Genomic DNA, 17,384 nt, shown 5'->3' with positions numbered 1-17,384 from the left:
GCGCGGGTGCTGTCTCGGAGGCGTTGCGCCGTCAAGGAGTTCTTGACGGAGAACCGAGGACCGCGGAGCCGGTGGGCAAGGTCAGAGGGAGGCGTAGGTCGGACGCCAGGAGAGCCGCACACGGGCGGTTCCCGTCGGGTCGGTCCCCTTGAGGCCGACCTCGTAGTCACCAGGGGCGAGCGAGGCCTTTCCGAGGCGGGTTCCTCGGACCAGACCGGCCACGTTGGCCCCGCCGTTGCGCAGTGCCGAGCGCTTCCAGGGGCGGGTGTCGATGACGATCTTCTCGTCGTAGAGCAGGGATGTACGGACCTCGAAGGTCAGCCCGGCCCCGCCCGCACCCACCACGGTGACGACCGGCGTGGTGACCGGGCCGAAGATCTCGACCACCGGCCACACAGGCATCTCCGAGCGGACACGGATCGCCTGGGAGCGGTCGGAGGACAGCGTCGTCGACAGTGGTGAGGCCAGCGGAGCCAGCAACCCTCCGCCCAGCGGCGGCACGATGCCGAACTGGACGCTGTCGTCCTCGGGTGCGTAGAAGAGGTCATCAACGCACGCGAAGTCGGCCTGGACGGTGACGAAGCCGTTTACACGCACGTCGGAGAAGTTCGGCGCGAAGCGGCGGGGACGTCCGAAGACGACCCGCTCGCGGCCGGCGTAGCGCGCGTGCAGCTCGGCGACCGCACCGGGCGTGAGCCGGACGGGGTCGGCCCTCCAGGTGGTCGCCAGGAGGGCCGCCTCGTCGCGTGCCTCGCGCTCGGTCCGGGCACGGATGCCCAGATCGAACGAGATGGTGAGGCCAGATCGAAAGTCGACGCCGAAGGCCCTGCCGTCTGCACGGGGCCGGTCGACATCGGCGACGCGGAGGTCCACGTCGCCGATGTCGGGGGTCGTGCGGTTGAAGGCGGGGAGGTCCGGCGTGCCGAAGGTGTACTCCGTGCCGGGGTAGACGACCTTCCACTGTCCATCGATCACCGGAGTGCACCTCCTCTCTTGATCCGTCGGAGCTGGAACATGGCTTCTTCCATCTGGTCGCGGACACTGGCACCCGGACCGACCTGGAGGACGAGGTCTCCGCCGATGAGCGGCGCGGCACCATCGCCCTTGGCGAGGGAGCGGATGACTCCCCACTCCTCGTTCGTCAGGACGGCCTCCGGCTTGCCAGAGAGGTTGACCCCGGTGTCCCCGTGGTTGAGGACTCCGCCGGAGTCGTAAAGACCCACCTGGCCGCCGTCGGCGTACCAGTGGTTGCGCTCCCAGAACGCCTTCGCGGCAAGGGGATTGCCGTAGCGCTGGGCGATGTAGCGGAGCCCAGCGTTTGCCTGCTGGCCGACGTCGGAGGTCTTCGTCGCACCCACCGTCGACCAGGTCGAGTCGAGGAACTGGAAGAGGCCGTAGGCCGTGCTCGACGGGTTCTGGGCTCGGGGGTTCCAGCCCGACTCGCGCGTGATGATCCAGTCCAGGGCGTCCCACTGGGGGCTCTGGCCCCAGCCGCGCGCGGAGGCCATTGCGCGGACGATGTCCTTGACACCGCCCGAAGCGCTGTCGCCTCCGCCGACGAAGTCGACGAACCTGGTCCAGGCCGACGCGACGGCGTCCTTCGCCTTTGTCCAGATCTTGTCGACCATCTGGCCGGGGACTTCCTTGATGGTCCGGGTGAGGGTGTTCTCCCCGAACTGCCCGAAGAAGCCCTTGAGCGGCGCGTTGATGGAGTCACGGAGCTTGCCCAGGACGTCGAACCATCCGACGCCTGAGCCGCCAGCACCCATGCCGGCCGCAGTGCGGGCCGCCCAGTGCACGTGGTTGGCGTGCTGGGCGCGCGTCGCAGCGTTGTAGGTGAAGTCGGCACCGTTCTTGAGGTCTGGGCGGTCGTCGCCGAGGCCGTCGTAGATCAGCTCTGCTGTCTGGGCCTTGAAGTTGTCGTAGATCCAGCGGTTCATCGCGGCGAGGAACGGCGTGCCGTTGCCGCCAGCTCGGCCGATCTCGCCGAGGTCGACGGCCATTCCCTGACCGTGGAAGTCCGGAGTGTTGCGCTGGCCGGAGTTCAGGTTGGCGCGCGGGAACTGGCTCTTCACCTTGGCGAAGAGCTGCTGGTAGACCGGGCCTCCCTCGGCGCGGTGGATGGCCCCGTCGAAGGCCTCGCGCGGGATCTTGCGCTGGCGGATGGCCTCCATGACGCCAGTCCCGTAGTAGTCCACGGAGGACACGGGGTGGACGTACTCGCCCGCGGTGAGCCAGGCGGGGATGTTGTCGGCCTTGTCGTTCGGCGAGTAGCCGGGGACTCGACCACCCGCGGCGAACGCGACGAGGGGGAGATTGCTCATCTTCCAGTTGCCGGGAAGGCCGAGCGTGTCGATGACCGAGTTGAACGCCTTGAAGAGGCCCTGGTTGAGGACCGTGCCGATGACGAAGTTGATCGGCTTGGCCGCAATTTCGCGCATCCGGTTCCAGGCGGTCTCGATGCCGCTCACGGCCTGCCCGAAGGCGGTCTTCACGGAGCCGATGGCGTCCTGGAACATGCGCCACATCGGAGAGAGGATGTTGTCGTAGACCCAGCGCATCCCCCGAAGGGCACCGTCCCAGGCGGACTTGATGCCGTTGAAGATCGGCACCAGGACGGTCTCGTAGAGCCAGCGCGCGGCGACCTGGATGGCGTTCCACAGCGGGACCAGGACGTTCTCGTAGGCGAACCGCATTGCCGCGAGGTTCAGCTCCCAGTAGAGCTTGATCCCCAGGAAGATCGGGCGGAGGACGTTCTCGTAGAGCCAGAGCGCGCCAGCCTTGACGGCGGCCCAGATCGGCTCCAGGACGTTTACACGCGCCCACTCGATTCCGGCGAGGAGGTAGGCCCAACCCTTCTCGATGGCGGCGAAGGCGGGCTGAATCCCGTTGCGCCACAACCAGATCGCGCCAGCCTCGACGGCGGACCAGGCGGGCTTGAGGAGGTGCTCCCACGCCCACTCGATCCCGAGCGACAGGGCCTTCCACGCCAGCAGGATCGGGCCGAAGACGGAGACGACCAGGATGGCGAGCAGGACCTTTCCGGCGACCTGGAGCGCGGCCCAAATGGGCTCGATCACGTTGCGGTAGGCCCATTCCAGGCCGGTCGCCAGCGCGGACCAGGCGGTCGAGATCGCGGAGAACACCGGCTGGAGGACCGAAGACCAGAGCCAGGAGGCGGCCTTCGAGATCGCGTCCCAGGCGGGCTTGATCAGGTGTTCCCAGGCCCAGGAGACGGCGTCGGCCACAGCGGTCCAGGCGGTCTGGAGTGCTGACCAGACCGGCTTGAGGACGTTCTCCCACATCCAGACCCCGGCGGCGGCGACCGCGCGGAAGGCGGTCTGGACGACGTTGCGGAAGGTCTCGGAGTGGTTGTAGGCGTAGATGAGGCCGGCGACGAGTGCGCCGATGGCCGTGATGATCAGGCCGATGGGGTTGGCGTTCGCCGCGGCGTTCCAGGCCCACTGGACGGCCGTCCACACCTTCGTCACGGTCTGCGCGATTTGCGCGGCCTTGATCCACTTGATGATTCCGCCCGCGGCCTGCACGGCCATCACGGCGGCGTGCGCGCGAGTGATCGCGTTGAGGGCGACGTAGGCCCCGACGAGCGCGTAGACGACGCCCTCGTTGTCGTTGAGCCAGCCCGTGATCTGGACGAGGTAGGGGAGGAGGAGCTTGAACGCCTCCCACGCCATGTGGACGCCTCCGCCGAGTCCCTCGGGACCGAAGAGCGGGGCGAGGTCCTGGGCGATGCCCCAGAGGTTCGCGAAGAGGGCCTTGAGCTGATCGACGACGGGGAGCAGCTCGGCGGCGCGGTCGCGGAAGTACGCGACGTGCTCGCCCGTGTTGCCGAGGATGTTGTCGACGACTTCGCCGATGCCCTGGGCGTCACGCTCGCGGATGGCGTCGAGGAGGTTGGGCACCTGCTCGACGAGGACGGCACTCTTCTTGGCGAAGCGGTCTAGCGCGGAGTCGATGACCGGCGTGGCCGCCGACATCGCGCGCTTGATGCTCGGGATGAAGGGCTCCATCGCCTCGGCGAGGTTGAGCTGGAGCGTGTCCTTGAAGGCCGAGAACATGCCCTTCAGCGACTTGCTCTGTGCCTCCATGAGGCCGTTGAAACGCTCCAGGCCCTTACCGGTCTCGAGCGCTTCCATGAGCTGCTCAAGTTCCTTGCGACCGAGCTTTCCGTTCTGGGCCATCGCGGCCAGCTCTTCCTTGGCCTTGCCGGTGGCACCGGCCAGGAGGTCGAAGACGGGGATGCCCGCGTCTCGGAGCTGGTTGAGGTCTTCAGCAGTGATGCGGCCGGCGGCGTTCATCTGCTGGAGGGCGATGGTGGCGCGCTTGACGCCCTCGGAGCCCGTCCCCATTCCGGAGGTGACGTTGCCGAGGGTGGTCATGATCGGGATGACCTTCTCGGCGTCGATCCCGATGGCGATGAGGGACGACGCGGCCGTCTGGAGTTCGGGGAACTCGAACGGTGTGGTCGCGGCGAATGCCTGGAGCTTCTTGAGGAAGGCGTCAGCCTTCTCGGCGCTGCCGAGGAGTGTGGTGAACGCGATGTTCGCCTGCTCCATGTCGGAGGCGACCTTGAGGCCCCAGGCCGCGGCGAGGCCGCCGCCGATCGCGGCTCCCGCCGTGGCGAGCGCGAGTCCCTTTGCGACGGTCACGGCCAGGTTCTTGACGGCCCCGGACAGACCGGATCGGGCCTCGCTCTCAAAGCCGTTGGTGTCCGGGCGGATGCGGACGTAGGCGTTGCCGAGGATGGAGTTGGACAGGGGAGTTCGCCTCCTCTCGCGGGAGGTGGGGATGGAGACGGGGGTCAGCCGCCGAAGAGGCGCGAGAGGCGCGCGATTTCGCGGTTGCGCTCACCGCGGTTGGCGGGTGCCTTGGGGGCGGGGACCGAGGCGGCGTAGAGGTCGTTGACCTGTTTCCGGCGGCCGTCGTCCTCGCGGAGAATTCCTTCGAGGAGTGCCAGGAAGTGCCTGGCATCCAAGTCCAGAACCGAGTCAGGGCCGCCGATTCGCGCGGTGAGGCCGAGCATCACTGCTCGCGCCTCGACCTCGGTCCACGAATCGACGGCCCAGCTCAAGAGGGCCTGGACTACTTGGTAGGGCGGCCCAGCGTCTTCTCCAACACGTCCTGGAGGGCCTTCTGGAGGTCGGCCTCGACGTCGTCGGAGTCGGAGCGGTAGACGGCCTTCTTGAACGCCGGGTAGTTGCTTCCCAGCGTGCACTCGAAGAAGTCGGCGAAGACGCCCATCGCTTCCGGGTCACCGGAGCCGGTGCGGGCCAGCTCGCTCACGAGGAGCGTGCTGGGCTTGCGTTCGATGCTGTACTCCACGCCGTCGAAGGCAACCGAGCCGAAGCCCTTGTCCTTCTTTTCGGCGATGGCGGAGTCCACAGCGGACTTGGCGGGGGTGGTCCGGGAAGCCATGAGCAGTTCAGTCCTCGTCTACGTGAAGTGCTTGCGGGAGATGGGAAAAGTCAGAAGGTCAGGGCGTGACCGGGGCGACACCGGAGCCGCCGTCGCGCTCGTCCGCGTAGATCGCGCGGAACGGGGCACCGCCGAGGGCGGGCTTCTCCAGCCGAAACTCGACCGGGATGGTCGTCTTGTCCGCACCCTTGCGGCGGGACATCGTCACCGAGCCGCCCTGGAAGACCTGGTTGAAGATCCAGCGCTCCTCGCCGTCCTCGGAGTCGAAGACGAGGACCTTGCGGACCTCCGTGCCCGGCTCCGGCGGCTCGTAGCTGACGGCTCCGGAGGTCGTGCGGGTCACCGAGCCGCCGTTGAAGGCGAGGGTGAGGTTCCGGACCGTGTTCTCCGCCATCGCGAACGTCACCGTGCCGTTGCGGCCGGTCGTGCGGTAGAAGACGGGGTCGAGGCTCTCGGCGACCTCGACGGGGTCGCTGGTCAGCTCGTAGCTGAACTCGGAGCCTTCCTCGGTGTAACCGACCGGCTTGAAGGCGGCGTCGAGCGCGGTGCCCAGGTCGGTCGGGAGGGCCGTGCCCAGCGGCGCGACCCAGAGGCGGCCCGGACCCAGCGAAAGGGGTGCGGCGTTGCCTACGGGAGCAGACAAAGGAGTTACCTCCGAAGGAGAGATCTCGGCGGCGACGGCCGACCGAGGAAAGGGGGAACGGGCTTAGCCGCGCGGCAGAAGGGCGGGCCGGAGATGCGGGCGAGCGGCGTGGTTGACCGTGCCGACTTCCCACCACCACAGGTAAAAGCCGGGGTGGTGCTTCGAGTACCCGACATCGACGTAGAGGCTCTCGGAGTCCTCGCCGGGGACGGAGATGATGGCCTCGGAGGGGTCGGCGACGCTGGCCTTGAAGCGGCCGGAGGAGTCGCGGCGTCGGGTGCCGACGGTGCCGGAGAAGGAAACAGCGGTCTTGGCGTTGGCGCGTGCCCGGTCGCGGACCTCGCGGCCTACTGCGCCGAAGAACCGCCTCGACTCTTCGCCCCGGAGGATCTCGTCGAGCTGATGGGGGTAGAGGTCGACGCGGCCCGCGCGGCTCATGCGTCCTTGGCGGTCGTCTTGGCGGTCGTCGCGGTCGCCTTGCCGCGCTCGGAGGCGACCTTGTCCTGGCAGGCGAGGGTTTCCACGGCCGAGGCCGGAACCTCGTCGCCCTTGCGGTAGGCCCGCACGAACGGCGCGGCGTAGATGTCCTGGGTGGCGATGTAGCGCGTGGCGCTCATGGGGTGGCTCCAGAGATTCGGATGCCGACGGTGACGAGGTACCGGGGGAGGTCGGTCTCGGGGTCGGGTGCGGGTGAGGGGTCGACGTCGACCCAGCGGCCGGTCACGAGGGCGTCGCCGATGACGCGCTTGACGGCGGTGGGCCAGTTGTTCTTGATGACCCAGGCCAGCTGGCCGGCCTGGAGCTCCTCTGCGGCCCAGACTTCGAGCTGGTAGATGGGGGTGGCCTCCCAGCTCGCGGGGGCCTCGCGGTCGCGGACCTTCGTGACGCGGATGGCGGGGAGCGTGGAGTCGAGCCGGGTGGACACGCGGCCACCCACGTCCTCCAGGCCTGGAAGCCCGGCCAGCAGGGCGACGACGGCGGGGTCCGGGAAGGGAACGGGCATCAGGTCACCGGTCCGACGTACTTGAGCGTTGCGGCCACATTGGACAGAGCCGAGAAGCCGGGGATGCGCTCGACGGAAGGAGAGCCCTCGACGACGTACTTCCGGCTACGAGCCTGGACTTCGTCGCCGGGACGGACGTCCGTCCCGATCGGGAAGAAGCCGCGGAACTTGTCGACGACGAACGCCTCTCCCTCGGCCGTGGTCGCTTGTTCCAGACGGCCGTCGGTGGTCGAGCGAGCGACGATGGACGTGACCGGCTTGCCCAGCGGGTCGCGGCCGGTGACGCCGTAGCGGAGGACCGTGAACAGGTCCTCTTCCATGAGGAGGCCGATCATGAGCGGCCCGGCATGATCGTGAACGCCCCGGAGCGCACAGGCCGCGGGGAGACCTCGGTCAGGTCGGCTCGCTCGGCCTCGGTGAGAGCGAAGACGTTGGCGATGTCGGAGTCCTGGCCGCCGAAGGTCACGTTCGCCGAGCCGAGTCCGACCGTGCGTGCACCCTTGGGGTTGGTCAGGATGCGGGCGAGAACGCTCTGGAGGACTCCGGTGACGACGTCGAGCGCGCGGCCGGTTGCGGCCTCGGGATCGCCGTCGTAGCCGGTCCGCACGATGCGGAGGGCGGTGGAGTAGAGCGCGTTGAAACGCTCTGCGGAGATGGCCTCGTCGAGGACGAGGGCCAGCTCCTCGCGGGAGACGAGCTGGGCCACGCTGGCCCCCTCCTTCGAGTGGGAGGAGGAGCCGACCTTCGTGAGGTCGGCTCCTCCCTGATCACTGAGCCGGGGCCTCGTCGGCCTTCGGCGCGGCGGCCTTCCGGCGGCCCGAGGTCTTCGGTGCCGGTGCTGGCGCGGCCGGAGCCTCGACGACGGGGGCCTCGACGACCGGGGCGTCAGCCACCGGGGTCGCGACCACCGGGGCCGGGACCTCGTCGACCGGCTCCGTCGAGGCGTCGAGTGCGTCCTTGTTGGACACCTCGGCCCAGTCGGGGACGGTGTCGCCCGGCCGGAGGACGGCGGAGTGAGTGCCGTCCACCGAGCGGACGTGGACGTAGGTGCGGACCTTCACGGTCGGTCAGTCCCTTCTGCGAGAGAAAGCTTTCGGTGGCTCAGGTCATACGGAAGCGACGAAGAGCCGCGAAGGCTGGGACAGGACCGGCATCGCCACGGCGTCGACGAAGGTGAACTGGCGGTAGGGCGGGCCGACCTTCTCGACCACACCCACGATGCCGGGAGCGTCGGCGAAGGTCATCTCCGCGACGTTCGAGCCCACCAGCTCCAGCGAGGTCGCCGTGACGCCGTAGGCGGTGAAGCCCAAGTCGCCCAGGTCCGCCGGGGTCAGGAGGACGCGGTTGTCCGGCATGACGCGGGTCGGCGTGCCGTCCACGTCCAGGGACAGGTCGGTCAGCTCGGCCAGGTTCGGCAGGCCCTCGCTCTGGAGGTAGGTACGCAGCTCCTCGACGGTGACGCGCGGGTAGGAGCCGTTGTTGGTGCCCCGGATCGCGGCGACGAGCTGGTTGTTCTTCTGCATCGCGCGGATCATCTTGCGGGACGCGCGAATCGCGCCGGGGTCGCCAGCGCCAGGGGTGGCCGAGTAGGTCTCCTGCCAGGCGAAGAGGTCGTCCAGGATCAGGGCCGTCGGGTCGAGCCAGCCCTTCGCCGCGGTGACGAGGTGGTTGGCCGGGACACGAAGTCGGCTTCGCCCGCCGCGCCGGTCAGCCCGTTCTCGCTGATCGTCAGCTTGCCGTCGGTGAGCACGTCACCCCAGGCCAGCTCGATCCGGTTCCGGATGGAGGCGACGAGGTTCTGGGCGTCGTTGTAGATCGCGTTCGCGAGCGCGGCCTTGTTGGTACCGCCGGTCCGCGCGAACTGGAGCTGGAGACGCTCGTACTCGCCCATGTTGATCGAGTTGGACAGCGGCAGAAGGCTGACCTCGTACTCGCTGCCACCGTCACGGCCCATCGTGGAGATGGCACCGTCGAACGCGCGGAACTTCGCGGTCCGGTTCGTGTGGACGACCTCGCGGAAGTCGACCTTGTGGTCGTCGACCGTACGGGTCGGGAAAGCGTTGGAGATCGCCAGGTTGGCCGGCATCGGCACCTCCCGCACGAAGGCGGTGAGGGCGTCCGGCGACACCTCGGCGTCGAAGAAGATTGCCATGTAGTCAGCGGCTCCTCAGGGGATCTCGGTGGCCGAGATCAGGCGTAGAAGTGGATGAGCGGCAGGGCGGTCTTCAGCGCGGCGAGGTTCGCCGGGGTGCCGCCAGGGAGCTTCGAGGCGTAGACGAAGGCGTGGACCACAGCGGCCCCCGCGACGTCGCCCTGGTCGTTGCGCAGCGAGCCGAACAGGAGGCCGTGCTGGCCCGAGGCCGCCGCGGCGTCGAACGGGCCCCACAGGCCGCTCGCCAGCTTGGAAATCGGCGTGCCGCTTCGGATGTAGCCGTTGCCCGCCGGGAAGGCGGAGACGTCGAGCGTGACGGTCGGGGTCGTGCCCGGCTCGGTGCCGTGCGGGCCTGCCAGCCACGAGCGGTCCTCGCTCTGGAAGGGGTCCTTCCGGCGGACGGAGATGTTGGTCATGCGTGTCCCTCCTACGGGTCAGTTCTTGGTGCCGAAGCGGCGCTGGGCCTCGGCGCGGCCTTCGTCGGCGGCGCTGGCCTTCTGCTTGCCGCCGGAGCCGCCCTGGCTCGGGTCGGGCTTCGGGGCCGGGTTCCTGGGCTGCTCGCCCTTGAACTCCTTGAGGGCCTTGGCGTGCTCGCGCATGGCGTCCTCGTCGTCGCCGGCCAGGAGGTGCGCGGGAACGCCCGTCTCGGCGGCGACCTTGTAGCGAGCCAGTTCCCGCTCGGCCTGTTCGGCGCGGTCCTCGGCGGCCTGGTGCTTCTGGTCCGGGGTCATCCCCTGGGCCTTGAGGTCGGCCAGCTCCTTCGCGGCGTCCTTGTTTTCCTTCGCCCTGGTCTCCCACTTGCGGGCGTTGGTCTTGAGGTCGTCGAACTTGGAAGTCAGCTCGGCGAGCTGCTCCTCCACGGACTTCGGGGTCTCGTCGGCCTTCGGGGCTTCGGACTCCGGCTTGGTGCCGTCCTGGGGCTGCTGAACGGTGCCGTTCTGGTCGGCGGACATGGCGGTTCTCCCGTAGCGGGACAGGCCCCTTTGCGGGGCGAGATCAGGTGATGTAGCCGAAGCGCTTGAGGAGCCGGAGGGCGTCCTCGCGGTCGGTTGCGAGCTGGTAGATGGACTCCGGCATGAGGCGCGGAGTCGCGGCGCGCGTGCGCCAGATGGGCTTGCCGCCGCGCGTCTCTCGGGTCGTGGTCGATCCGGAGTTGGAGATCAGGCGAGCGCCAGCGAGGCCTCGCTTCGTCGTGCCCTCGGAGGTGATGTAAACGGGCTGCCCGTAGACGTCCGTGCGGACGAGGCGGCCTCGCTCCTTGCCTCCGCGGAGCACTTTCTGTTCTGCGGCCGTGAGGCGGCCGGGGGAACTCAGGCCGAGAGCGCCACGGCGGGCGTTGACGACCTGGGCGATGTCAGCCCCGTCCCGGATGGCCTGGGCTCCCGCCCGTGTGAACTGGCGGTTCTGCTCGGCCTCGGAGAGGGCGTTGAAGAGCGTTGCGGGGTCGTTGTCGACCCTGCTTCCCGCCACCTCCTCGGAGGCGGGGACGTTGCGGCACTTGCACATGGGGTGCCGGTCGAAACCGTTGCTCCAGCGGTACCAGCGGCCGGCCAGGATGGCGCAGCGCGCACAGGCCTTGCGCTCTACCAGGCGAATCCAGCCAGTTCTCGGCCGTGCGGCGATTGAGATACCGGTGGATGCTCGCCCAGCGTCTTGGACCTGGGTGGACACGATGCGGGTGAGCTGGGCCAGCCCGGAGGCGAGAGCCTCGGCGGCGGTTGCTCCGGTGGCCTGGGAAACGCTCGCGGTGACGAGCGGCTGGAGGAGCAGGGAGTCCAGCGGGAGCCCGTCGGAGGCGATACCGGCGAGTGCGGAGTGGACGATCTGGCCCTCGGGGAGGATGTCGACTCCGTCCTCCGCCAGGATCAGGCCCGTGTAAACGTCTGCCGTGAGGGCCGCCAGCTCCTGTGCTCGAGAGACCGTGAGGAAGAGCTGGTCGCCGATGCGGTCCTGGGTCCAGCTCGCGGAGAGCCTTGTGGGGTCCAGCTCGGCCCAGACCTCGGCGGCGGCTCGCGTAGCCGCGTTGGAGATCTGGGCTTGCTGCTCGTAGGACCCGACGGCGGCGTTGCCAGCCATCGGCTACTCCGTCGCGGAGGCGTCGGGCTCGGGGTCCTCGATGCCCTCGTTCGCTCCGGGATCTTCTGTCACGCCTTGGCGATAGGCGTTGATCTGCCGGGCGAGGACGTCGGTGGCGGCGAGCTGGTCGTCCCTCATCTTCTTGAGGGCCTTGATGCGGGTCTGGGAGTAACCCATCTCCTCCCAGGCGGCCTCGACGGGAAGGATGTTCGCCTGGACCAGCTTCACCGCGGCGTCGGCCTGCTGAGCGCGGGTCGGCGTCGCGGGGTCTCGCCAGATGGTTTCCAGTTCCTTGAGGGTGTCGTCCCACTCGCCGGTCTGGAAGCGCTTGACGATGCGCATGGCCTCTTCCCAGGAGCCTCCCCAGGCTCGCTGGCGGCGCTCGGCCCGCTTGACGATGCGGGCCTCGTCCGCGCGGATGCCCTCGGCGCTCGGCGGGTTCGCGGTGTTCTGGCCAAAGAAGCGGAGGGGAAGGCCGGTGACGCTGGAGACCATCGAGGCGTAGTGGTCGACGATGGTCTTGAAGTTGCCGAGGTCGGCGGCCGAGAACTGGTGGAGCTTGGCCTCGGGGTTCTCCAGTGCCCAGATGGCACCGAAGTACGCGGCCCACTTCGGCAGGATCTTCCCGTCCGGGCCGACGAAGTCCTCTTCGGACGCACCGAGGACGGCACGCTGGGGAACGGAGAGAGCCTCGGTGGCGAGCTGGGCCAGCGTCAGGGCACGGGCGGCGGCGTCGGTGAGGTCGATGACGTCTTGGAGCTCCGAGACGCCGTAGCGGTCGCCGATACGCGGGCGGTTCACCAGCGGGACGACGGGGACCTGGCCCAGGTTGTGCTCGTCGCGCTCGACCTCGACCCAGCCGCGCGACGGACCCGTCCAGCGGCGCTCGGCCCAGATGGTGACCTTGGGGAGGTAGAGCGTGGCCTTGTCGACGACGCGGCCGTCATCGTCCTTGTCGCGGTACAGCCGAAGAGCCGCGGTGACCTTGCGGGTGCGCGGTGAGATCTCGGCCGTCATCTCCAGCGGCGACTCGACGGTGACGAGCGGGGTGTTCTCGTCGTCTTCGTTGGTGCCGATGCAGATGTAGGAGCGGCCGAAGACAATCGCGTCGAGGTGACCGAGCTGGCTCTCCTCGTCGAGGTTGTTGGCCTGCCAGACATGCCAGAGGTTCTCGTCGCGTTCGTGCTTGCCGGGGAGGCGGAAGCCCTCGGCGTCGATGCGCTCTTCGAGGCTGTCCGCCACGATGCGCGGCCAGTTGACCATGACGACGAACTGGCGGAGATCCGGCGGAATGGCGATGCCGAGGTTTTCGAGTGCCTGGAGGCCCTCGTAGTAGTCGCCGTAGCGATTGAGCTTGACGGAGTCGCGGCGGAGCTGGGAGGCAAGCCGGTTGATGGTGTCCGTCTCGAACTTGGACAGGGCCACAGAAGGGCACCTCCCTTCGAGGAGGGCCGCCGAGGGGGATGTGATGGGCGGCGGAGAGAACGCCTCACGGGCGTCAAGAAGTCGTTGACGTTCAGCGCAGGACGAGGACTCGCCTGGACGTCGGCTTGCCCCAGCCACTCGCGAGGGCGTCAGAGGCCGCCTCGTGCGCGAGGGCGGAAGCCATTGCCACGTCGATCTTTTGGTGGTCAGCGGGCTTGATGAGGACGTACTTCTGACCGGGCACGGCCTTCTTGCGCGCGTTGGCGACGTGGATCTTGGCGATGGCGCAGGCGTCGTGTGTGAGCCGGCCGCTCGCCAGGTCGACCTCGAAGCGGCGCAAGGAGTCGTACATGGCGGCGGGCCGGTTGGTGGCCCACTCCATGACGCGCTTCTCGCCGTACTTCAGCGACCACTCCCCGATCTCGGAATACCAGTCGTGGGGGTCGGCGTAGAGGCGACCGACGTTGAAGCGTGTAAACAGCTCGTCGATAGCGGCGTGGACCTCTTCGCGCGGGATCGAGCCACCCCACTCGGCCGGGTTCCACACCGTCGGACGACGGTCGGGGCCGTAAGTCGGGGTGAACTGGAAGCCGTCGGCGGTCTCGGCACGAAGGGCCGTCCAGTCGTTGTTCTCGGAACCGTCGAAGCCGAGGCAGATCAACGTCCCGTCACTGACTGATCTCTGCGAGTCCTCTGTCTCATCCCAACGGCCGTCGGGAAGCCAGGAGCCCGCTGCGTAGACCAACCTGTTGCCGAAGAATCGCTCCGCTTGCTGGGGGTCGACGCGGAGCAGCTCGGCGGCCTCGCCCTCGATGTCGTCGAGGTTGACCCACGGACTTCCGGCGTAGACCGCGCGCAGAACGCGGCGACGCTCGACCTTGTTGCGGAACGACAGAGCGACCGGAGCCTGGGGGAAGTCGACGAAGATGTCCTCCATGCCGGACTCGAAGGTCCGCTGTGCCACGGAGTTCTCGCTGGGGTCCCAGGCGTTCGTCGTCTCCCAGGCTCGACCACCCATGCCCGCGAGGCCTCGGCGCTGGGTCTCGGCGACCTTGACCATGCCGGTCGAGGGGGTCCAGATGCCGGTTTCGTCTTGCGGCACAAAGGTGACGCGTGCGCCGAGGCGGCTCCGGGCGTTGGAGGTGACCGTGTCGATGCGGCCGTCACCGGGGAGTCTGATGAACTCCTCGCCGGTCTTGGTGATGATGTCGGCGAGCGGGCCGAGGTCGATCATCGGCCGGAGCGCGGCGTAGACGTTCGCCGTCTGCTCCTCCGAGGTCGCCGTGATCTGGATGAGCGGGGTGGGCCAGTGCGTGCCCATCGGCTCGCCGGCCTCGTAGAGATAGAGGAAGCCGCACCCGCACCCGTAGTCGCGGCAGTCGTAGACCTCGGTTCCGGTGGCCCAGCCGTCGAGTAGGACGGGGCCGACGCCCTCGGCGCAGATGACGGACGAGGTGAAAGGTCCCTTACCGGTCTTCTGTGGACGGACGGTCTGGGACCGGCGGTAGACGAACGCCGAGGCGAACTGGTTCTTCCGCACGCCCTCCGCGGTGGGCTTCACGCGGTAGTGGTTGAGGATGTTCCAGGCCTGCCATCCACTTAGGACAAACGGCTCGCCTCGGGAGAAGCCGTCGGGGATGACGCAGTGGGCCTCGATCCAGTCGATGATCAGGAAGCCCAGCGTGGGGAAGTCGATCGGCGGGAATTCGGGGGAGGCCATCGTGTAAACGGCCTCCCTTCAGGGTTAGTCGCCCTCGGTCGGCGGCGGCACCACTCGGAAGCGGTCGCGCGCGGAAGGGCGGCTCCGGTCAGGCCGTGCGGCCGGAGTCTTGGCGGATGGGGTCGCCGAGGTGGCGGAGGTGTTGGGGTCGGCGACCTTCCAGCGGAAGCGTTGGAGGCCGATGCCGGAGAGTCCGAGGTTCTCCTGGAGCTGCTTCACGAGGTTCCGCAGATTTGCGGCGGCTCCAGGCATTTCGGCCTCGGCGAGCGAGCGCACGTAGAGTGCGACCTCGACTTCCTGACCGTTGCGCTCCCACTGGGTCGCCTGGGGCGTGACCCAGAGCCGCTCCCAGTGCGTCGCCTCACCGGGGGAGGCCGGGAACGAGAGCGGCCAGTCCGGGAGCGGACCGGTCCGCGGATAGAGGACGACCCAGTCGCCTTCGCGGTCGCGCCGGATGGCATTGGGGTCGGCGGCGGGGCCGGACCGGCCACGTGCTCCACCTGACGACATAGCGGGTCGTCCTCCTTTCCTTGGTAGGGGTCGCTAAACGGCGACCACTGAGACGTCGATCCAGTAGTGGCGTCCCTGACCGTTGCGGTCTGGGAATGTGCTGTCTGAGCCGGTGGTGAACACGGCCTGGCCGTAGAGGCTCTCTGCCGACGAGTGAGCCCGGAGCGGGCCGTTGACGTACCCGTTCCTGCCGTCACCCAGGTCGTCCCAGTAGCCGGTCGTGAGTGACCAGCGGTCAGGGAATCGGACGGAGGCGATGTACCGCTTTGCGGGATTTAGCGTGATCGGGGCGGAGAAGGCTGCTGTCTGCCACCCGGTCCCCGAGAGGACGAAGGTGACGTCACTGCCAGGCACCGGGACGCCGGTAGCTGCGCCAGTGATCTCCCACAACCGGCCGGTGATGGTCCCGGTGACGTCGAGCGCTGAACGCCAGAAGTGGAGCTTCGTCGCGGACGCCGGAGCGTCAAGGGCGAACTCGACGCCGAGGGTGAGCGGTTGTCCGTCGGTGACGCTGGTCGAGGGGCCGACGGCGTTCGGGGTGATCCGGTACTCGGTGGGAGCCGCGGCTCCTGTGAGGACGAGCGTGCCCATGCCAGACAGGCCGAGGGCGTCCAGGAGGGCTGGAGCACCGGAGAGGCCGAGTGCGCCGGAGCCGTCGAGGGCAAGGGAATCGACGGCGGCCGAGGTGCCCGCGAGCGCGAGCTGGCCGGCACTCCCGAGGGGCAGCGAGCCGGGGCTGGCCGGGGCGGGTGCCGTGGTGGCGAGCGCACCGGAGCCAGCGAGCGCGAGACCGCCGGAGCTGGCGACCTTCAGCCCGGCGAGCGCGAGCTGGCCGATGCCGGACGCGGTCAGCGAGCCCGAACCCGACGAGGGGTCAGGAGGTCCGGGAGGGCTGGCGATGACGTGAATGTCGTTGGCGCGCAACGGGAGCCAGGCTCGGCCGTTCCAGACGAAGACGTCCGCGGGCCTCCAGGACTCACCGGTCCAGAAGTAGATCGGCTTGGAGTTCGGGTCGGCGTACGCGAGCCGCCCGAGGCCAGTGAGTGTCAGCTCTCCGGAGCCCTTGATGTCGACGGGCGTCCAGACGAGCTGGCCAGAGCCCGACAGCGGCACGAAGTCAGAGAAGCCGGGGTGGCCGTCGAGCGCGGACGCCGAGCCGCCCTCCAGTTCAAGCGGGAAGGAGCCAGGCGAGGGCACCTCGACGAGCGGGCCGAGGAGTCCGAGGATCGGGGTCCCGCCGAGGGCGAGAGCGGTGACAATCGTCAGCGCGGAGTCGGCCAGTGCGAGGTCGCCGGAAGCGCCGAGGTCCATCGGGTTGCCCCGGTAGCCCCACTTCGCGCCAGCCAGCGCCAGCCCGCCGGAGCCGTCGAGGGCCAAGGAGCCTCGAAATCCCGTCAGGGGGTTTGTCAGGACAAGTGCGCTGGAACCGTCGAGGGTGAGTGCACCGGGGAAGCCCACCGAGGCGGCAGAGGAAGCCAGGGAACCCGATCCGGAGCCGCTCACGGCGACGGGGACGAGGGACGCCGAGGCGGAGCCGCTCTGTGGCCCGGCGTTGCCGGAGGTGTCGACGGCTTGGACCGTGTAAACGTGCGTGCTCGGCGCAAGGCCCGTGTCGGTCCAGCTCGTCGCCGTGACTCCGGAGGCGACGACCGAGCCGCCGCGCCGGACGGTGTAGGAGGCGACTCCGACGTTGTCGGTGGCGGCCGTCCAGTCCAGTCGGACGGAGGTGGCCGAGGCCGGTGTGGCCTTGAGGTCGGTGACCTGACTCGGTGCGATGGTGTCGCCGAGGACCTCGACGACACCAAGGGTCCAGACCTGCCCCGATGGGGCGGAGAGGCCGACGGTCTTGGCTCCGGCGGCCCCGACGTTGTGGTGGACGGCGTGGTAGTAGGTCGCGGCCGAGGTGCGCGCGTAGCCCAGTTCCGGCGCTGCCCCCGCTGACGTCAGGTAGGACCGGCCGGAGCCGTCGACGATGTTCCAGTCGCAGATGTGGAACGGGAGCGCCGAGTTCTCGCGGGTGGTCGTGATGCCCAGCGTGGGCGTCCCGGCGGCGTGGGCGATGTTCGAGGCTCCGATACCGCCCGAACCCGAGTAGCGGTGGAGCCTCCAGAAGACTTCCTGGGCTCCGGGGTTGCCGTTAGAGGCGGGGACGGAGAGCGTGAAGTTCTGCGCGCTCGGGGCGGTCGCCGTCCAGATGTACTGGTTGGCGTAGTCGAAGAACTCGCTCTTCTGCTGGAGGGTCCAGTTGATCGCGTTCCCGCCGACCGGCGTTCCAGCCAGGCGGAGGAAGTCGGACGTGTCGACGATGAGGACGAGCACGTCCCCGGCCGCGATGGTGACGTTGCCGGTGACCGGGGACGTTGAGATCGGACCCGCGGAGTAGGTCGCTACCAGGGTGGGGGCCTGGATTGGCATTCGC

General features: G+C 68.7%; 20 protein-coding genes. All 20 read right to left on the bottom strand.

Annotated features, from left to right (window positions below):
• Nucleotides 1–81: 81 nt before the first annotated feature.
• The 20 genes from JNUCC0626_RS18225 to JNUCC0626_RS18130 all read right to left on the bottom strand — a co-directional run bounded on the left by JNUCC0626_RS18225 (nt 82) and on the right by JNUCC0626_RS18130 (nt 17,380).
• A complete protein-coding gene (locus tag JNUCC0626_RS18225; protein ID WP_394620954.1) occupies nt 82–975 on the bottom strand; it encodes a hypothetical protein in 894 nt (297 codons plus the stop codon).
• Nucleotides 972–4,670 (bottom strand): tape measure protein, encoded by a 3,699-nt coding sequence (locus tag JNUCC0626_RS18220; RefSeq protein ID WP_394620953.1) that lies wholly within the window; start codon nt 4,668–4,670, stop codon nt 972–974. Before JNUCC0626_RS18220 ends, JNUCC0626_RS18225 begins: the two co-directional genes overlap by 4 nt.
• A 152-nt stretch (nt 4,671–4,822) precedes the next feature.
• A complete protein-coding gene (locus tag JNUCC0626_RS18215) occupies nt 4,823–5,092 on the bottom strand; it encodes a hypothetical protein (protein ID WP_394620952.1) in 270 nt (89 codons plus the stop codon).
• Between the two features lie 11 nt (nt 5,093–5,103).
• Nucleotides 5,104–5,436 carry a hypothetical protein gene (locus JNUCC0626_RS18210; protein ID WP_394620951.1) on the bottom strand — a complete coding sequence of 111 codons (333 nt, stop codon included), beginning with the start codon at nt 5,434–5,436 and terminating at the stop codon, nt 5,104–5,106.
• 58 nt (nt 5,437–5,494) lie between these two features.
• A complete protein-coding gene (locus tag JNUCC0626_RS18205; protein ID WP_394620950.1) occupies nt 5,495–6,079 on the bottom strand; it encodes a hypothetical protein in 585 nt (194 codons plus the stop codon).
• A 63-nt stretch (nt 6,080–6,142) separates the two neighbouring features.
• On the bottom strand, nt 6,143–6,517 hold the full coding sequence (locus tag JNUCC0626_RS18200; protein WP_394620949.1) for a hypothetical protein: 375 nt from the start codon (nt 6,515–6,517) through the stop codon (nt 6,143–6,145).
• Nucleotides 6,514–6,696: a hypothetical protein gene (locus JNUCC0626_RS18195; protein ID WP_394620948.1), complete on the bottom strand. Its 183-nt coding sequence runs from the start codon at nt 6,694–6,696 to the stop codon at nt 6,514–6,516. Before JNUCC0626_RS18195 ends, JNUCC0626_RS18200 begins: the two co-directional genes overlap by 4 nt.
• The gene (locus JNUCC0626_RS18190; protein WP_394620947.1) at nt 6,693–7,082 is read right to left on the bottom strand and encodes a hypothetical protein; all 390 of its coding nucleotides are present in this window, start codon (nt 7,080–7,082) and stop codon (nt 6,693–6,695) included. The genes JNUCC0626_RS18195 and JNUCC0626_RS18190 overlap by 4 nt, the downstream gene beginning before the upstream one ends.
• Nucleotides 7,082–7,417, bottom strand: a complete 336-nt coding sequence (locus JNUCC0626_RS18185; protein WP_394620946.1) for a hypothetical protein — start codon at nt 7,415–7,417, stop codon at nt 7,082–7,084. The genes JNUCC0626_RS18190 and JNUCC0626_RS18185 overlap by 1 nt, the downstream gene beginning before the upstream one ends.
• Nucleotides 7,414–7,788: a hypothetical protein gene (locus tag JNUCC0626_RS18180; protein ID WP_394620945.1), complete on the bottom strand. Its 375-nt coding sequence runs from the start codon at nt 7,786–7,788 to the stop codon at nt 7,414–7,416. Before JNUCC0626_RS18180 ends, JNUCC0626_RS18185 begins: the two co-directional genes overlap by 4 nt.
• Before the next feature lie 61 nt (nt 7,789–7,849).
• Nucleotides 7,850–8,143 (bottom strand): hypothetical protein, encoded by a 294-nt coding sequence (locus JNUCC0626_RS18175; RefSeq protein ID WP_394620944.1) that lies wholly within the window; start codon nt 8,141–8,143, stop codon nt 7,850–7,852.
• Between the two features lie 45 nt (nt 8,144–8,188).
• Entirely contained in the window at nt 8,189–8,701 is a 513-nt protein-coding gene (locus JNUCC0626_RS18170; RefSeq protein ID WP_394622055.1) for a major capsid protein, read from the bottom strand.
• Nucleotides 8,702–8,703: 2 nt separating this feature from the next.
• Nucleotides 8,704–9,234 carry a major capsid protein gene (locus tag JNUCC0626_RS18165; protein ID WP_394620943.1) on the bottom strand — a complete coding sequence of 177 codons (531 nt, stop codon included), beginning with the start codon at nt 9,232–9,234 and terminating at the stop codon, nt 8,704–8,706.
• Between the two features lie 38 nt (nt 9,235–9,272).
• Nucleotides 9,273–9,650 (bottom strand): hypothetical protein, encoded by a 378-nt coding sequence (locus JNUCC0626_RS18160; RefSeq protein ID WP_394620942.1) that lies wholly within the window; start codon nt 9,648–9,650, stop codon nt 9,273–9,275.
• 18 nt (nt 9,651–9,668) lie between these two features.
• On the bottom strand, nt 9,669–10,187 hold the full coding sequence (locus JNUCC0626_RS18155; protein WP_394620941.1) for a hypothetical protein: 519 nt from the start codon (nt 10,185–10,187) through the stop codon (nt 9,669–9,671).
• Between the two features lie 43 nt (nt 10,188–10,230).
• Nucleotides 10,231–11,310 carry a hypothetical protein gene (locus tag JNUCC0626_RS18150; RefSeq protein WP_394620940.1) on the bottom strand — a complete coding sequence of 360 codons (1,080 nt, stop codon included), beginning with the start codon at nt 11,308–11,310 and terminating at the stop codon, nt 10,231–10,233.
• A 3-nt stretch (nt 11,311–11,313) separates the two neighbouring features.
• Complete coding sequence (locus JNUCC0626_RS18145; protein WP_394620939.1) at nt 11,314–12,735, bottom strand: phage portal protein; 1,422 nt, start codon at nt 12,733–12,735, stop codon at nt 11,314–11,316.
• A 91-nt stretch (nt 12,736–12,826) separates the two neighbouring features.
• Entirely contained in the window at nt 12,827–14,455 is a 1,629-nt protein-coding gene (locus tag JNUCC0626_RS18140; RefSeq protein ID WP_394620938.1) for a hypothetical protein, read from the bottom strand.
• 24 nt (nt 14,456–14,479) lie between these two features.
• Complete coding sequence (locus JNUCC0626_RS18135; protein ID WP_394620937.1) at nt 14,480–14,965, bottom strand: hypothetical protein; 486 nt, start codon at nt 14,963–14,965, stop codon at nt 14,480–14,482.
• 33 nt (nt 14,966–14,998) lie between these two features.
• Nucleotides 14,999–17,380 (bottom strand): DUF4082 domain-containing protein, encoded by a 2,382-nt coding sequence (locus JNUCC0626_RS18130; RefSeq protein WP_394620936.1) that lies wholly within the window; start codon nt 17,378–17,380, stop codon nt 14,999–15,001.
• Nucleotides 17,381–17,384: the final 4 nt, after the last annotated feature.

Source organism: Lentzea sp. JNUCC 0626, from assembly GCF_043632865.1.
In the GTDB taxonomy this organism is placed as follows: Bacteria; Actinomycetota; Actinomycetes; order Mycobacteriales; family Pseudonocardiaceae; genus Lentzea.
This window is presented reverse-complemented; position numbering and strand designations above follow the sequence as displayed.

What these genes read in the sequence shown, in the direction of transcription:
- JNUCC0626_RS18190 (WP_394620947.1), bottom strand. Translation starts at nt 7,082, where the DNA reads ATGCCCGTTCCCTTCCCGGACCCCGCCGTCGTCGCCCTGCTGGCCGGG.
- JNUCC0626_RS18140 (WP_394620938.1), bottom strand. Translation starts at nt 14,455, where the DNA reads ATGGCCTCCCCCGAATTCCCGCCGATCGACTTCCCCACGCTGGGCTTC.
- JNUCC0626_RS18130 (WP_394620936.1), bottom strand. Translation starts at nt 17,380, where the DNA reads ATGCCAATCCAGGCCCCCACCCTGGTAGCGACCTACTCCGCGGGTCCG.
- JNUCC0626_RS18150 (WP_394620940.1), bottom strand. Translation starts at nt 11,310, where the DNA reads ATGGCTGGCAACGCCGCCGTCGGGTCCTACGAGCAGCAAGCCCAGATC.
- JNUCC0626_RS18210 (WP_394620951.1), bottom strand. Translation starts at nt 5,436, where the DNA reads ATGGCTTCCCGGACCACCCCCGCCAAGTCCGCTGTGGACTCCGCCATC.
- JNUCC0626_RS18200 (WP_394620949.1), bottom strand. Translation starts at nt 6,517, where the DNA reads ATGAGCCGCGCGGGCCGCGTCGACCTCTACCCCCATCAGCTCGACGAG.
- JNUCC0626_RS18185 (WP_394620946.1), bottom strand. Translation starts at nt 7,417, where the DNA reads ATGATCGGCCTCCTCATGGAAGAGGACCTGTTCACGGTCCTCCGCTAC.
- JNUCC0626_RS18160 (WP_394620942.1), bottom strand. Translation starts at nt 9,650, where the DNA reads ATGACCAACATCTCCGTCCGCCGGAAGGACCCCTTCCAGAGCGAGGAC.
- JNUCC0626_RS18165 (WP_394620943.1), bottom strand. Translation starts at nt 9,234, where the DNA reads ATGGCAATCTTCTTCGACGCCGAGGTGTCGCCGGACGCCCTCACCGCC.
- JNUCC0626_RS18195 (WP_394620948.1), bottom strand. Translation starts at nt 6,696, where the DNA reads ATGAGCGCCACGCGCTACATCGCCACCCAGGACATCTACGCCGCGCCG.
- JNUCC0626_RS18135 (WP_394620937.1), bottom strand. Translation starts at nt 14,965, where the DNA reads ATGTCGTCAGGTGGAGCACGTGGCCGGTCCGGCCCCGCCGCCGACCCC.
- JNUCC0626_RS18155 (WP_394620941.1), bottom strand. Translation starts at nt 10,187, where the DNA reads ATGTCCGCCGACCAGAACGGCACCGTTCAGCAGCCCCAGGACGGCACC.